A 14,721-nucleotide genomic window follows, 5' to 3' on the forward strand; every position below is an offset into this window, starting at 1 on the left:
CTTGGACCTCAAGCCGGGTTATGACTCCAGCGATCGAGTGCTGGAGGCTTTCTACATCCCGGCACTGTCACGGTCGGTGCACTACGACCGCTCGGTCGGGTATTTTCGTTCCTCTTCCCTGAGCGTTGCTGCGCGCGGTTTGTCCCGCTTCATCAATAGTGGCGGCCGCGTGCGGCTGCTGTGCGGTGCTGAGGTCAGTTCGGGGGACCGGGACGCCCTTCTCGGTCGGGCCGAGATCGGCCCGGCGTTCGCCAAGAAACTCGCGGATGCTTTGGTTACTGAGTCCGAAGTGGATCGACGTCGCCTTGAGGTGCTCGCCTGGCTGGCGAAGGCGGGACGCCTAGATGTACGGATCGCAATCCCAGTTGACCACGATGGGACGCCTCTCGTCGGCGGCAGCATGGACCCGTACTTCCACGAGAAAATCGGGGTTCTGCGGGACGCGGCCGGCGATGGTGTTGCCTTCCAGGGATCGGTAAACGAGTCCGCCCAAGCCTGGACCCGCAACTTCGAGTCGTTCTCTGTTTATCCATCGTGGACTGAAGCGGCAACGTACTTCAGTCATTGGGCTCTGAAGTATGAGGAGCATTGGGCTGGCCGCATGGCTGGCTTCAAGGTGTACGCGTTGCCGGATGCCGCGTCGGAGCGCCTGTTGAGCATGGCGCCGGACGTGATGCCAGGGGAGAGGGATCCGGAAGAGCCAGAACCTATGGGCGATGATGCTGCAGTCGCTCGCTTTCTGCAGGTGGCTCCGGCTCTCGTGGGTGCAGAGGCTCTTCCAGTGGCAACGACGGGACTGACACTCTTCCCGCATCAGCAGCAGGTGGTTGAACGGCTTGCCGGTCTCTACCCTCGCTCCTGGCTGCTCGCCGACGAAGTCGGTCTCGGTAAGACGATCTCAGCTGGCATGTCATTGCGCCGACTCGTGCTGTCGAAGCGCGTGCGGCGTGCCCTGATCCTGGCCCCCGCGAACGTCTGTCGGCAGTGGCAGGACGAGCTCTTCGAGAAGTTCGGTCTTTGGGTTCCCCGCCTTGAAGGCGGCAAGATCTTTGGCGCGCACCCTGATGATGTGCGGAGTGTCGTACCGGGGGTGAATCCGTGGGAGTCTGAGCCGGTACTGATCGCCTCCAGCCACCTTGCGCGCCGGCCAGCCGAGCAGGAGCGCCTTCTTGCGGCCGGGCCGTATGACCTCGTGATTGTGGATGAGGCGCACCACGCTCGCCGCACTCACATTGATGAGGATGAATACCGCCCGGGTCGCCTGCTCGAACTGCTCGATCGCATCACACAACGAGGGGTGGCCAAGGCGCTCTGGTTGCTGACAGCGACACCCATGCAGGTCGCCCCGATCGAGCTGCGAGACCTACTTATCCACGTGGGTCTGCAGGGTCCTTTGGCAAACCCGCAGGCATTTGAAAAGTACTTCCGCGAAGTGGCCAAAGGCGACGGTCCAAAGGACCGAAAGACGGCCTGGGCATGGCTGGACCAGACGCTGCGCGATACGCCTCGGCTACCGCGTACAGCGGCAGAGGAAGTGGTCCTTCAGGGGATCCGAAGCCAAGTGGGACCGGTAGCTGCGGCCCGCATCGAGAAGTTCGGCACGGGTGACCTATCTGGGGAAGAGATTGTCCAGGAGCTGACACCCAGCGGACTGGCCGCGCTGCGGGAGTGGTTGTCTTTGCTCAGTCCTGTGGGGCAGTTCGTCACCCGCCACAGTCGTGAGACGTTGAAGATGTATCGCGATCGGGGCCTTCTCACGGAGAACCTTGCTGATCGGGACACTCAGCCGGTTGTTGTGCCCTTCACCCAAGAGGAGCAGGAACTCTATGACGAGCTGGACGACCTCATCGACCGGCTCATGTCCGTACATGGAAGTAAACGCGGCGCCGGCTTCGTATTGACCGTATACCGCCGGCGGCTGACTTCGTCCTGGGCAGCGATCCAATCGACGTTGACGAAACGGCTCAATCGCGAGGCCCTGGCCCTCGACGATGATCAAGCGGCAGAAGACCTTGAGGAGGCGTGGAGCGACGCTGGACTGGAGACCGGAGATGGGCACCAGGTCAACGACTCTCAGGCACTGCCACTGACACCGACGGAGATAGAGGACATCCGGGGGTACATCAGCCGGATGAAGAACGTGCCAGACTCGAAATTTGACCGGTTGCGCTCCGATTTGGACGCTGCCCGAGGGCGTGGGCACTCAACGATCGTCTTCACCCAATACACGGACACGCTTCTGAGTCTCCGTGACAGGCTTGTTGGAGCCTATAGATCACAGCTGGCCACCTTCACTGGGCAGGGCGGGCAGGTCTTCCGTGATCACGAAGGCTGGGTTGACATCTCCAAACGGGACCTCGTCGATGCTGTGCGCTCCGGCCGCGTGACTGTCCTGCTGGCCAACGACGCGGCAAGCGAGGGCCTCAACCTCCAGGCGTGCAGTTTCCTCATCAACTACGACATGCCGTGGAACCCGATGCGAGTTGAACAGCGCATCGGCCGCGTGGATCGTCTCGGTCAAGCGCGCGATGTGGTCCACATCCGAAGCTACTTTGTACCCAACACCGTTGAGCAAGACGTCTACGCTGCTCTCGCTGGACGGATCGACGACTTTCGTCAGCTGCTCGGTCAGCTTCAACCCATTCTCGGCGCCACCGAGCGCGCATTTCAGGCGATCTTCAAGGCGCCCAGGAGCGAGAGGGCATCGGCTCAGCAACAAGCGATCCGCGAGCTGGTCGATCAGATCGACTTCGTGCGACAGGAAGGTGTCGGCTTCGGTGCGGAGGATGCGATGCCGCTACCCGAGCACGCTCCCTCCCCTGTTGCCTTGGAGGACCTCCGCGAGGTCCTCTTCGAACGCTTCGGTGCCGTACTCGACAAGGCCGGCCGCCCCGTCACGTCTGACCCCGCGCGGGCATCGCGTGACGGGGAGAGCTGGACAGCTCTGGCGACGTATGGCCACCCAGCCTTGTCCGAGGTGCTCGCCCGTAGGGCGGGGGGAAATCTTCCTGACGACAGCGCGCTGGTCATCACCGGTGACGGGGCATGGCCGAGTGTTGCCGTAAGGGCTGACCGCACTCCGCCCACCGTGGTGCAAGGGCTGAAGGACATTGACAATCTCGGAGCGGCGGCTGCACGTGGTGAGGCTGAAGAGACAGCTAACACCATTCGGCTCGAAGCCATTGGAAGGCAACAGTCGTACGAAAATGCCCTCACCGACACTCGTCGGCAACAGGCGTTGGAAGGCATCCGCGCGAAGTTCATCGTCCTTGTTCACGAGGCGCTGGCAGCTGGTTGTGCGGCAGCGCGATACGAGAGTGGTGCCAGTGTTGACCCGCTGACCGTCTGGCATGCCCTGAACACGGACAGAACGTCGATGTGGGGTTACGCGGAAGCGATGCGTGCCAAGTTGAACGTGCCGCTTGCCCGACTGATTCCCGCCCGTCTAGGCAGTCAGAGGGAACCGATCTCGACAGAGGCTTGGGACGAACTGCGTCGCAAGCTCGGGCTTGAGCTGGGTGGGTTGATGACCTTGATGCGGGCCACATTCCTTGGGTTGTAAGGGAAGGCGTGGCAGGGCATTGCTGTGGGCGGTGGGCGCGCGCTGATCGCCTGGCCAGTCGACCCCAGCTCGCGGGACCTCTGTTGGGTAGACGCCGACATAAGGAAGGCAGGCTGCTCGCGACGGTTCGGTAGACAGTGGGCTGGGGGGAGATCGTGCCCTGATACCGAAGCGTGAGCGCTGCGTGAGCGGACTGGGTGGCACTAGGGTGGACACGGCGTCATGGTGATCAAGGTCAGACGCCTCTGATCTGGGGAAACGGGATTGAGCGGCACCGCCCAGCACCACCCGGGATGATCTTGCGGGCCCTCGTAATGCGTAGGTCTCGGGTTCGAATCCCGAAGGCGGCTCGGAATTACCCCAGGACTCACTCGCCGTGACCTGGGGTTTTTTCATGCCCGGGTGCGGCTGCGGCCCCCGGAGCGGTGTCGGGGCCCCTTGCTTGGCTCATTGGTCTAGTCCAAACTGATCGATTGACGAAGCCTCCGCGGAGTCGGCCATGCACAGCCCGCAATGCCACCGCCGGTCTTGATCGACACGTCGCGGTCATCGGATGAGGGGGATGCCATGTCAGAGAGGACGGCGGACACGGGGCTTCCCCGGGGAGGCCCGGCGGGCGAGGCCGGGTCGTTCGGTCCACGGCTCCAGGAGTTACGCGGGCGGGCAGGGCTGAGCCAGGAGGTGGCGGCGGCCCGGGCCGGGATCAGTACCAGGGCACTGCGGGACATCGAGCGCGGCCGGGTCCGGCGGCCCCAGTCGCGCACCCTCCAGCGGCTCGCCCAGGCGCTGGGGCTGACCAACGGCGAGCTGGCCGACCTGCTGGCCACCGCCGGCACCCCGCCCCCGCGCGACGCCGGCCGGCCGCGCCTGCTGATCCTCGGCCCGCTCTCCCTCCAGAGCGGCCGGACGCCCGTCCCCGTCACCAGCCCGATGCTGCGCCGGCTGCTCGGACTTCTCGCGCTCAAGCACCCCGAGCCCGCCACGCAGCAGGAGATCACCGACACCCTCTGGCCGTCCGGACCGCCCAGCTCCCACCAGAGCCTCGTCCACACCTACGTCAGCCAGGTCCGCCGGCTCCTCGAACAGGGCGCCCTGCGGACCGTCCCGCCCCCGACCGTCGTCCGGACGCCCACCGGCTACCTGCTGGAGGCCCCCCGCAACCAGATCGACCTCGGGCACTTCGACGACCTCCTCGCCGAGGCGGAGCGCCTGCACCGCGCGCCGGACCCGCGCGCCGCGTACGAGGCCCTGACGCGGGCCCTCCAGTGGTGGCGGGGCCCCGTGCTCGCGGACGGCGACCCGGTGCTGCGCCAGCATCCGGCCGCCGTGGTCGCCAACGAACGGCGGGTCAAGGCCGTGCTGTTGCACGCCGACACGGCGCTGCTGCTCGGCCGGTCCGAGGAGGCCGTCCCCGTGCTGTGGGACATGGTGAACACCGAGCCGCTCCACGAGGGCCTGCACGCCCGGCTGGTCCTCGCCCTCGGCAGCTGCGGGGAACAGGCCGCCGCGCTCAACGTCTACAACCGGCTCCGCGACCGCCTCGACGAGGAGCTCGGCATCGCACCCAGCGCGGAGGTCCGCGACGCCCATCTGCGGGTGCTGCGCCAGCAACTCCCCCTCGCGCAGCGCCGGGCCGAGCCGCCCGCCTCCCCCGAGCGCGCGGTGCCCGCCGGGCCCGCAGGCCGTGCGGCGTCCAGCGGACCGCTCCCCGCCCAACTGCCCGCCAGCGCAGGCTCGTACGTCGGACGGCGACGGCAGATGGGGGAGCTCGACGCCCTCGTCTCGCCCGACCCCGCGCGGCGCTCGCACCTCGTCGCCGTGGTCGGCGCCCCCGGCGTCGGCAAGACCGCCCTCGCCAAGCACTGGGCCCACGCCCGGCGCGAGCACTTCGCGGACGGGCAGCTCTTCGTCGACCTGCGCGGCCACTCCCCGCTCCCGACCCTCCGCCCCGCCGACGTCCTCGCGCAGTTCCTCCGCGCCCTCGGCGCCCCGCCCGACCAGCTGCCCGCGGACGAGGACGAGGCCGCCGCGCTGTACCGCACGCTGCTCGCCGACAAGCAGATGCTGATCGTCCTGGACAACGCCCGCGACGCCGAACAGGTCAGGCCCCTCATCCCCGGCGCCCAGGGCTGCGCCGTGGTGATCACCAGCCGCAGCCGGCTCGCGGGGCTCGTCGCGAGCGACGGCGCCCGCCAGCTCGTCCTGGACGTGCTCGATCCGGACGAGGCCCGCCAGCTCCTCGGCAGCACCATCGGCGAGAGACGGGTCGCGGCCGAGGAGGAGGCGGCCCGCAGACTCGTGCGGGTCTGCGGAGGCCTGCCGCTCGCCATCCGGATCGCCGGTGCCAATCTCCTCGCCCGCGACGCCGGCATCGCCGACTACTGCGCCGAGTTGGCCGGCGACGACATGCTCAGCCGGCTGCGCATCGAAGGGGACCGGCGCTCCACCGTGCGCGCCGCCTTCGACCTCTCCTACCGCGCGCTCCCGGCCGCGGCCCAGCGCATGTTCCGGCTCCTCAGCCTCATCCCCGGCCCCGACGTCACCGTCGCCGGCGCCGCGGCACTGGCGGACTCCGGCCCGGCCCAAGCGGCCTGCCTCCTCGTGAGCCTGACGAACGCCCATCTCGTACGCGAACGGGCCGCCGGCCGCTTCGGCATGCACGACCTGCTCCGCTCGTACGGCCGCGAGCTCGTCAGCCGCGAGGAGGCGCACGCCGCCCGGCAGCGGCTCTTCGACTGGTACCTCCGCCACACCGACGCGGCCGCCCGGCTGCTCTATCCGGCGGCAGGGGCCGACCCGGCCGGCGGGGCGGCTCCCTCGTCCGCTCCCTGGTCCGCCCGCGCGTCCGCCCCCGCTTCCTCGCCGGTCTTCGCCGGGCGGCGCGAGGCCTCGGAGTGGCTGGACAGCGAGCGGGAGAACCTGGCCGGCGCCGTCCTGCAGGCGTCCGGCGCCGGCTTCACCGCCCTCGCCTGGCGGCTGGCGGAGAGCCTGCACGACTACCTCTCGGTGGGGATGTACACCGGCGACTGCCTCAAGGTCGCGACCGCCAGCCTGTTCGCCGCCGTCGCCGACGGAGAGCTGCGCGCCCAGGCCGCCGCACAGCTGCGGCGCGCCGAATGCCACTGGGTCCTGGCCAACACCGCGCAGGCCCTGGAGCTCTTCGGCAGCGCCCTGGAGCTCGCGCGGCTGGCCGACTGGGGCGAGGGCCAGGCCCTGGCGCTGCGCCGCATCCGCGCCGCGCACCAGGAGGACGGCGGCATGCGGCCGGCCTGCGACCACCTCTCCCAGGCGCGGGGGCTCACCCGGCGCGGGAGCGGGGCGGAGGCCGCCGGCGACGTCACCGACCTCAGTGGTGTGAGCGACGTGAGTGGTGTGAGCGATATGAATGGCGTGAGTGGCGTGCGCAACGTGGGGCTGACCTGCTGAGGGGTGCTGCCACCCCTTGAGGCCCGGGAGGCCGTTCGCCCGGGCCGCTTCGTCCGTCCGGCAGTGCCACCGGCGGCAGGACCATTACTCCGGCAGTTGCCCCGGTTCTGCCGGTCCCCGCGGGCCGTTCTGCGGCGACCGGCAGAACCGTAGGTCAGGGGCGGTGCGGGCGGCGTTCCGGGGGCTTCCGGTCCTCTGGCCCCGCTGTAGGTGCCCGCCCAGGCCGGAATCGTACGGTGGCCGCACCGGAAGGCCGTTCCCCGTGCCGATACATGAGGTGACACGTTGCCGCAGCTCACGTTGGCCTTCGCGGCCACCCCGTGCCGAGCGCGTTCCGGGACCCGCCCCTTCGGTCATGCCCACAGACCCGCACCGTCGCGCGATCAGAAAGGTGACGATGGAATCCCCGGCACAGACCTCACGTCAGGAAGCCCGGCGCGCAGCCGAGGTGAACGAGTTCGTGGTCGCGTTCTACGAACGCACCCTCGCACGTGCCGACTTCAGCCCGTCCGGGATCGCCGAGGAGCTGGGCGTCCCCCGGCAGCGCGCCGAGCAGGCGGTCGGCCTGCTGCGTGAGCTGCGTCTGGTCAAGCCGGCGGAGGGCGGCGCGGACCGCTTCGTCGCGGTCAGCCCCGAGGCCGCCCAGATGGAGCTGCTGGTCCCCCTGGAGCGGGAGATCCTCGACAGCCGGCACCGACTCGAAGGATTCAAGGGGCAGTTGAGCTCCTTCGTGACGGCCTTCGAGAAGCAGTCCAGAACCCGCGCCGAGACGGTGGTGATCACCGAGGACCGCGAGGAGATCGAGCTGCGCCTCCTGGAGGCGGCCCAGGGCTGCACGGGCGAGGTCCTCGTGATGCAGCCCTGCGTGGCCCGTGAGACCAGCGAACTGCGGCTGGCCCGCCCGCTCGTCCTGGAAGCGGTACGGCGCGGTGCGCAGGGCCGGATCCTCTACCCCCACACCGCCCGCGGCGACTCCGACACCCGCGCGCATCTCGGCGAGCTCCTCCCCGCGGGCGGGCAGGTGCGCACCACCAACGAGGTACGCGACCGCTTCCTGGTCTTCGACCGGAAGACGGCCTTCATCCCGGCCGGCGAGGGCGACGCGATCGCCGTCGTCTACGACGGCGCGGTCGCGGCCTTCCTGGCCGGACTGCACGCCCGGGTCTGGGAGTCCGCGTTCGACTTCGACTCCGGCGCGGCCGGCTACGCGGGCACGATGGGGGACCTGAAGGCGACCCTGCTCGACCTGCTGGCCTCCGGCGCCAAGGACGAGGTGATCGCGCGCCGCGTGGGCATGTCCGAGCGGACCCTCCGCCGCCATGTGGCCACGATCATGCAGGACCTGTCGGCCTCCAGCCGCTTCCAGGCCGGTGTGCTCGCCGCCCGGACCGGTCTGGTCGACACGGCCCTGAGCGGTGCCGCATGAGCCGCTACGACCGCCTCGCGTACACCTCGTCCGTGCGCAGGGTCCAGGAGGAGATGGGCAGCGCCACGGCGACCGACCGCCGGCTGCGGGAGCCGGTCGAGGAGGCCGAGCCGCTCACCGCCACGGAGGCGTCCTTCGTCCAGGGTCTGGACGGCTTCCTGTTCGCGAGCGTGGGCGAGACCGGATGGCCGTACATCCAGTTCCGGGGCGGCCCGCCGGGCTTCGTCCACGTCCTGGACGAGCGCACCCTCGGCTATCTGGACGTCCGGGGAAACCGGCAGTACATCACCACCGGCAACGTCCGCGGCAACGACCGGGTCGCGCTCTTCTTCATCGACCACGCCCGCCGGACCCGCCTCAAGATCTTCGGCCACGCCACCGCCGTGTCGGTCGAGGAGGCGGCCGGACAGGCCGGCGCGGCCGCCGAGCTCGTCGAGCGCCTGGACGCGCACCGTACCGAGGGCACGGTCGAGCAGCTCGTCACCATCCGGGTCGAGGCCTTCGCCTGGAACTGCCCCAACCACATCACCCCCCGTTTCACCCGGGGCGAGGTCTCCGACGCCATGGCGCCGGCCCTGGACCGCCTCGCCCGCCTCGAGCAGGAGAACGCCGACCTGCGCGCGGAACTGTCCGCCCGGCCCGGCGACCGCCCCGCCGGCTGACCGACCCACCCGCCGGCCGACCCACCCGCCGACCACCCACCCGTCGACCGACCACCCACCCACTGACCGAATTCGGCAGCCGGTTCCGGTCCTTGAGGGAACCTCGAGTCGGAATCCATTCTGGATTCAGCGAAGAGCCCTCGAAGCGAACGGAGACATCGCGCGATGGTCAGCGAAGTGATCGACCGAAACGACCGGTTCCGGGGAATCCTGGACCGGCTCGCCACGAAGTCGATCGACGACTACTACAACCCGTACCGGCTGTTCGAGTGGCCGGACCGACTGCCCGAGGACATGTGGTGGATGAGCCCCGAGCTTACCACCACGTACGGGACGGAATGGGCCGAGAAGCTCACTCCGCAGCAGCTCCACACGCTTTCCAAGCACGAGAGCATCAATTTCTACAGCCTCAATGTGCACGGTATCCGGGAACTGCTCATCGAGGTGGTCGCCCGGATTCACACCGCCGGTTTTGAAACGCCCTCGGAGTTCTTCCACCATTTCATCGGTGAGGAGAACGAGCACATGTGGTTCTTCGCCGAATTCTGCCTGCGCTACGGCAAGAAGATCTACAAGCAGCCGGCCGGCGGCGCCGAGGTGGCCGGCTCCTCGGCCAAGGTCCAGAGCCTGCTGGTGTTCACCCGCATCCTGATCTTCGAGGAGCTGGTCGACCACTTCAACTCGCTGATGGCCGAGGACGAGCGGCTGCACGAGACCATCCGCGGCATCAACCGGATCCACCACCAGGACGAGTCCCGGCACATCGCCTTCGGCCGCGAACTGGTCGGCCTGCTCCACCAGGACCTCAAGGAGACGGCCACCGAGCAGGAACTGGACGAGATCTCCGCCTACCTTCGCCGCTACCTGAAGCACAGCTTCGACTCGCTCTACCACCCGCAGGTCTACCGCGACGCCGGCCTGGAGAACCCGCACGAGCTGCGCCGGTCCCTCATGGAGTCCCCGGCTCGGGCCGAGGCCGAGCTGCGCACCTTCCGCAAGACCGCCAAGTACCTCGAGAAGACGGGACTCATCCGATGAACCGCCTGACCGGGAGCGACGGTGCGCCCGCACTCGCCATCCTCGGGCCGCCGGCCACCCGGCTCGTCAAGGAGCTGGACCGGGTCTTCACCGGCTGGGGCACCGAGGACGGCGCCCAGGAGATCAGCGCCCCGCCGCTCTTCCCGGTGACCGACCTGGAGAAGTTCGACGTCTACACCAACTTCCCCCAGCTCGCCTGGGTGGCGGGCTCTCTCGACCTGACCGGCGATCAGTTCAAGCCGGTGGACGGGCGGTTCGGGCCCGGCGCGGTGACCGAGGCGCGGTACGGGCTGCCGCACGCCACCTGCTACGGCGCCTACCTCTTCCACGAGGGGAACCAGGTCGCCGACGACACCCTGGTGACCCTGGTCAACCGCTGCTTCCGCAACGAGGACCACTACGGCGGGCTGCGCCGCCTCGCCAGTTTCCAGATGCGCGAGATCGTCGCCATCGGCAGCTTCGAGCACACCCAGCAGGTGCTGGCCCGCTTCACCGAGCGGATCCGGTCCTTCGCCGGCGCGCTCGGGATCGACCTGGGCAAGGTGCCGGCCGGCGACCCGTTCTTCAGGAACGACAACGGCCGCGCGCTGCTCCAGAAGCTGAGCCCGGTCAAGTACGAGTTCCAGTACGGCGACCTGGCCATCGCCTCCGTCAACACCCACCGCAACTTCTTCGGCGAGCGCTGCGGCATCCGGCTGGAGTCCGGCGAGCACGCCTACACCTCCTGCGTGGCCTTCGGGCTCGAACGCTGGATCGCCGTCCTGACCGAGCACTTCCGCGAGGACCTCGACGCCGCGCTGACCGCCGTACGCGCTGCCGCAGAAGCAGCCCCTGGTGGAGCCACTCCCGCAGCCGCCCCGTCGTGAGCCGGCCCCTGATCGGCGTCGACCTCGTGCCGCTCTCCCGGGTCGACGAACTCCTCGATCCCGGCATCGGGCCGCTGCTCAGGAAGTACCTCTCCGTCGAGGAACTGACCGTCTCCCGGACCCCGGACGGCGCACCCGACCAGGCCAGGATCGCCGGCCGGCTGGCCGCCAAGGAGGCCGTCTTCAAGCTCCTCGGCGCCGTCGGAAGGCCCGTCCCCTGGCAGGGCATCGAGGTCCTGCGCGGCCCCGGCGGGCGGCCCGGGATCCGGCTCTCCGGCAGGGCCGCCGAGCTGGCCCGCGACGCCCGGCTCGGCCCGATCGACGTCAGCATCAGCCACGACGCCGGCTTCGCGATCGCCGTCGCGGCCTCCTCCGTCTCCCCTGATCAACCTCCCTCCCCCTCCACCTCCCACGCTCAGAAGTCAGCGACTCCGAAGGGAATGCCATGAGTTCCGCAGGTATCGACAAGGTCCGGGACTGGATCCTCGGCCGTCACCCCGAGCGCACCGAGCTCGCCGCCGACGTCGACCTCATCGAGAGCCGTCTCGTCGACTCGCTCGCCTTCGTCGAGCTCGTCTACACGATCGAGGACGCCGCGGGCGTCGAGATCGACTTCGACAACATCGACATCGAGGACTTCCAGACCCTCGCGACCATCGAGAAGGCGTTCTTCGCCTGATCCCGAGGAGGGATCTTCACCATGGATGCTGTCTCGTACACCGCACAGTGGATGGCCGCGGCCCGCTCGCAGGAGTCCGAGCGGGAGGACGCGCTCTTCGTCGACCCGCTCGCCAAGGACCTCGCCGCGCCCAGGGGCTTCGAGCTGATCGAGCGCTACGCCGGCGGAGGCCTGCTGCCCTTCATCTCCATCCGGACCCGGTTCCTGGACGACGCCATCAAGGACGTCCTCGCCGAGGGCGGGATCCAGCAGGTCGTGCTGATCGCGGCGGGCATGGACACCCGGGCGTTCCGCCTCGACTGGCCGGAGGGCACCCGGGTCTTCGAGGTCGACCACGCCCTCCTGATCGCCGAGAAGCGCCGCCGCCTCGACGCCCTCGGGGCCGAGCCGCGCGTCGACCGGCGCGAGGTCTCCGCCGACCTCACCCAGGAGTGGATGCCCGACCTGGAGGCCGCCGGCTTCGACCGCACCCGCCCGACCCTGTGGGTCGCGGAGGCGCTGACCTTCTTCCTCACCGAGGAGCAGGCCGCCGGACTGCTCCAGCTGCTCGCCTCCGCCTCGGCGCCCGGCAGCCACCTGGCCTTCGACATCCTCGGCCGCGCCCTGCTGCGCAGCCCGTTCTCGAAGCGCTGGCTGGACACCCTCGCCGCCGACGGCACGCCGTGGATCTTCGGCACGGACGAGCCCGAGGAGTTCCTGACGGCGAACGGCTGGAAGACCACCGACCTGCGCGAGCCGGGCCAGCCCGGCGCCGGCGAGGGCCGCTGGCCGTACGAGGTCCAGCCGAGGGACCGCCGGGGCGCCAACCGGCTGTGGCTGATCCGCGCCGAGATAGCGACGGGCTGATGGGCCAGCCGACCACGGACCGCCGGATCACCCTGGAGCGGATCGAGTCGTACCTGCCGGAGCGCAGCGTACGGATCGAGGAGCTGGGCGAGCGGCTCGGTCTGCGCCGGGCGGAACTCGGGGTGTTCCGGAAGTTCTACGGCCTGGACACGCTCCGCTTCGACCCCGAGCTGCCGCTGCTCGACCTGCTGCGGCCCGCCGCGCGCGGCGCCCTGGCCGCCCTCCCCGCGGGCGGCCGGGTGGACTACCTGGCGTACGCCCACGTCACCCAGGCCGTGGCCCCGGCCGACGTGGACATCGCCCAGGAGGTCGGCAAGGACCTCGGGCTCACCGCCACCGGTACCGAGGCCTTCGGCCTCAGCCACCAGGCCTGTGTCAGCAGCCTGGGCGCCATCGAGGTCCTCGGCGAACTGCTGCGGGCCGAGAGCGCCGAGGGCGCGTACGCCCTGATGGTCACCGGCGAGCAGGCGTACTCGCCGATCGTCCAGCACGTCCCCAACACCTCGATCATGGCCGACGCCGCCGCCTCCTGCCTGATCACGCTGGGCGGCGAGGGCGATGTCGTCCGCTCCTTCGCCACCCGGACCCTGGGCGAGTACGCCCAGTGGCTGGAGCTGACCGCCGAGCAGAACACGCAGTTCGGGGAGCAGTACGGCAGCAGGATCGCCGAGGTCATCCACCAGGCCGTGGCGGAGGCGGGGCTGACGCTCGACGACGTCGACCTGGTGATCCCGCACAACGTCAACAAGCTGGCCTGGCGGCAGACCATCAAGGAGCTGGAGGTGGCGCCGGAGAAGGTCTTCCTGGACAACGTCCCGCGCTACAGCCACACCTTCGCCTCGGACGTCTTCGTCAACTACACGACCCTGCGGGACGCGGGCCGCCTCGTGGACGGCGCGCACTACCTGCTGGTCTCCGTCGGCCTGGGCGCCACCTTCGGCGCGATGGTGATCACCCACCGTGCGGGGGGCGAGGAGTGATGGAGCGTCAGGAAATTCTGCTCGTCATCGAGAAGGCGCTCAGCGAGGTCCTGGAGCGTCCGGTCGACGGGCTCACCGAGGAGACCGCGCTCTTCGACGAGCTGCAGCTCGAATCCATCGCCGTGCTGGGTCTCCTCATGACCGTCGAGGAGGCGACCGGCATCGCGGTCGACCCGGACGAGCTCGACATCGACCACCTGCGGACCATGCGGTCCTTCGCCGACTACGTCGAGGCCGCACTCCGCGAAGCAGAGGGGACGTCATGAGCGGGGACGCCAAGGGCGGGGCCGTGCCCGGACTCGCCCTCCGGGCCGCCGCGGCGGTGCGCTCGCCGGAGGGCCGGGCGCCGGAGGACCGCCCGGCCGCGCTCGACTACTTCCGCGACCTGCTCACTCCCTTCGGGGAGAAGCCGGACGAGGAGCTGCTGAGCCGTGGCGCGCACGTCCACCACCGGGACCTCGCGGACCTGCTCGTCGCCGACGAGGGCGTCGGCCGGAGCCGGCCCGAGCTGCTGGTCGTCACCCACGCCCTGCCGGACGTGGTGCCCTTCACCGCCGTCGCGCCGCACATGACCGACCGCCTCGGCGGCCGGGCGGCCAACTTCGCGATCGGCCAGCAGGGCCTGGCCGCGCCCTTCACCGCGCTGCGGATCGCCTCGGCGTACCACCGTTCGGGGCGGGCCGCGGAGGTGGTGATCGCGGTGCTCGAACAGACCACGCTGCCGACGCCCTTCCCGCTGGTCCAGCAGACCCCGCTGATCGACTCGGCGGCGGCGCTGGTCCTCGGGGCCGGGGCCGGGGCCGGGGGTGGAGAGGGAGCCGGTGACGGTGCCGGGGCCGAGGACGGTCTGCGGTTCGTACGGGCGTACTCGGCCGCCTCGGCGGCGGAGGCGCTCGGCCCGGACGCCCTGGGCCGGGACCTCGGGGAGGACGGCACCCTCCTCGTCCTCGGGCCCTGGGTCACCGAGGACCTCCCGGAGCGCTCCGCCACGCACCGGGTGGCACCGGGCAGCTACTGCACCAGCCTCTGGCTGGAGCTGGCCGACCACTGGCAGGAGTGGCGGGAGAACCACCGGCGGATCGTCCTGTGCGACACGGACCCCCGCACCGGCCGCAGCCACGTGGCGCTCTTCGCCCGCGGCGAGGGATAGCTCCCGCGCGGCCCCGGGGACGAGCCCGTCCACCACGCCCCCGCCGTGGTGGACGGGCTCGCCCCGGTCGCCCCCGTACGGGCGGC

At 69.8% G+C, this 14,721-nt stretch carries 12 protein-coding genes; all 12 read left to right on the forward strand.

Annotated features, from left to right (window positions below; translation table 11 throughout):
* The first annotated feature begins 1 nt into the window (after position 1).
* The 12 genes from DEJ46_RS21820 (at position 2) to DEJ46_RS21875 (ending at position 14,635) form a co-directional block, all read left to right on the forward strand.
* Positions 2-3,562 (forward strand): DEAD/DEAH box helicase, encoded by a 3,561-nt coding sequence (locus tag DEJ46_RS21820; RefSeq protein WP_190622809.1) that lies wholly within the window; start codon positions 2-4, stop codon positions 3,560-3,562.
* Positions 3,563-4,129: 567 nt separating this feature from the next.
* A complete protein-coding gene (locus DEJ46_RS21825) occupies positions 4,130-6,988 on the forward strand; it encodes a BTAD domain-containing putative transcriptional regulator (protein ID WP_150268855.1) in 2,859 nt (952 codons plus the stop codon).
* Positions 6,989-7,385: 397 nt separating this feature from the next.
* A complete protein-coding gene (locus DEJ46_RS21830; protein ID WP_150268857.1) occupies positions 7,386-8,414 on the forward strand; it encodes a LuxR C-terminal-related transcriptional regulator in 1,029 nt (342 codons plus the stop codon).
* Positions 8,411-9,076, forward strand: coding sequence for a pyridoxamine 5'-phosphate oxidase family protein (locus DEJ46_RS21835; RefSeq protein WP_150268858.1), 666 nt, complete (start codon positions 8,411-8,413; stop codon positions 9,074-9,076). The genes DEJ46_RS21830 and DEJ46_RS21835 overlap by 4 nt, the downstream gene beginning before the upstream one ends.
* A gap of 165 nt (positions 9,077-9,241) precedes the next feature.
* Positions 9,242-10,114, forward strand: coding sequence for a diiron oxygenase (locus DEJ46_RS21840; protein ID WP_150268859.1), 873 nt, complete (start codon positions 9,242-9,244; stop codon positions 10,112-10,114).
* A complete protein-coding gene (locus DEJ46_RS21845; protein ID WP_150268861.1) occupies positions 10,111-10,980 on the forward strand; it encodes a hypothetical protein in 870 nt (289 codons plus the stop codon). The genes DEJ46_RS21840 and DEJ46_RS21845 overlap by 4 nt, the downstream gene beginning before the upstream one ends.
* The gene (locus DEJ46_RS21850; RefSeq protein ID WP_150268863.1) at positions 10,977-11,429 is read left to right on the forward strand and encodes a holo-ACP synthase; all 453 of its coding nucleotides are present in this window, start codon (positions 10,977-10,979) and stop codon (positions 11,427-11,429) included. Before DEJ46_RS21845 ends, DEJ46_RS21850 begins: the two co-directional genes overlap by 4 nt.
* A complete protein-coding gene (locus DEJ46_RS21855) occupies positions 11,426-11,659 on the forward strand; it encodes a phosphopantetheine-binding protein (protein WP_024755837.1) in 234 nt (77 codons plus the stop codon). Before DEJ46_RS21850 ends, DEJ46_RS21855 begins: the two co-directional genes overlap by 4 nt.
* A 21-nt stretch (positions 11,660-11,680) precedes the next feature.
* Entirely contained in the window at positions 11,681-12,505 is an 825-nt protein-coding gene (locus DEJ46_RS21860) for a class I SAM-dependent methyltransferase (RefSeq protein WP_150268865.1), read from the forward strand.
* A complete protein-coding gene (locus DEJ46_RS21865; RefSeq protein ID WP_150268867.1) occupies positions 12,505-13,485 on the forward strand; it encodes a 3-oxoacyl-[acyl-carrier-protein] synthase III C-terminal domain-containing protein in 981 nt (326 codons plus the stop codon). The genes DEJ46_RS21860 and DEJ46_RS21865 overlap by 1 nt, the downstream gene beginning before the upstream one ends.
* Complete coding sequence (locus tag DEJ46_RS21870) at positions 13,485-13,751, forward strand: acyl carrier protein (protein WP_150268869.1); 267 nt, start codon at positions 13,485-13,487, stop codon at positions 13,749-13,751. The genes DEJ46_RS21865 and DEJ46_RS21870 overlap by 1 nt, the downstream gene beginning before the upstream one ends.
* Positions 13,748-14,635, forward strand: coding sequence for a hypothetical protein (locus DEJ46_RS21875; RefSeq protein ID WP_223834923.1), 888 nt, complete (start codon positions 13,748-13,750; stop codon positions 14,633-14,635). The genes DEJ46_RS21870 and DEJ46_RS21875 overlap by 4 nt, the downstream gene beginning before the upstream one ends.
* Positions 14,636-14,721: the final 86 nt, after the last annotated feature.

Origin of the sequence: Streptomyces venezuelae (genome assembly GCF_008642375.1) — a bacterium.
Classification (GTDB): domain Bacteria; phylum Actinomycetota; class Actinomycetes; order Streptomycetales; family Streptomycetaceae; genus Streptomyces; species Streptomyces venezuelae_G.

What these genes read in the sequence shown, in the direction of transcription:
- DEJ46_RS21825 (WP_150268855.1), top strand. Translation starts at nt 4,130, where the DNA reads ATGTCAGAGAGGACGGCGGACACGGGGCTTCCCCGGGGAGGCCCGGCG.
- DEJ46_RS21830 (WP_150268857.1), top strand. Translation starts at nt 7,386, where the DNA reads ATGGAATCCCCGGCACAGACCTCACGTCAGGAAGCCCGGCGCGCAGCC.
- DEJ46_RS21835 (WP_150268858.1), top strand. Translation starts at nt 8,411, where the DNA reads ATGAGCCGCTACGACCGCCTCGCGTACACCTCGTCCGTGCGCAGGGTC.
- DEJ46_RS21840 (WP_150268859.1), top strand. Translation starts at nt 9,242, where the DNA reads ATGGTCAGCGAAGTGATCGACCGAAACGACCGGTTCCGGGGAATCCTG.
- DEJ46_RS21845 (WP_150268861.1), top strand. Translation starts at nt 10,111, where the DNA reads ATGAACCGCCTGACCGGGAGCGACGGTGCGCCCGCACTCGCCATCCTC.
- DEJ46_RS21855 (WP_024755837.1), top strand. Translation starts at nt 11,426, where the DNA reads ATGAGTTCCGCAGGTATCGACAAGGTCCGGGACTGGATCCTCGGCCGT.
- DEJ46_RS21860 (WP_150268865.1), top strand. Translation starts at nt 11,681, where the DNA reads ATGGATGCTGTCTCGTACACCGCACAGTGGATGGCCGCGGCCCGCTCG.
- DEJ46_RS21865 (WP_150268867.1), top strand. Translation starts at nt 12,505, where the DNA reads ATGGGCCAGCCGACCACGGACCGCCGGATCACCCTGGAGCGGATCGAG.
- DEJ46_RS21870 (WP_150268869.1), top strand. Translation starts at nt 13,485, where the DNA reads ATGGAGCGTCAGGAAATTCTGCTCGTCATCGAGAAGGCGCTCAGCGAG.
- DEJ46_RS21875 (WP_223834923.1), top strand. Translation starts at nt 13,748, where the DNA reads ATGAGCGGGGACGCCAAGGGCGGGGCCGTGCCCGGACTCGCCCTCCGG.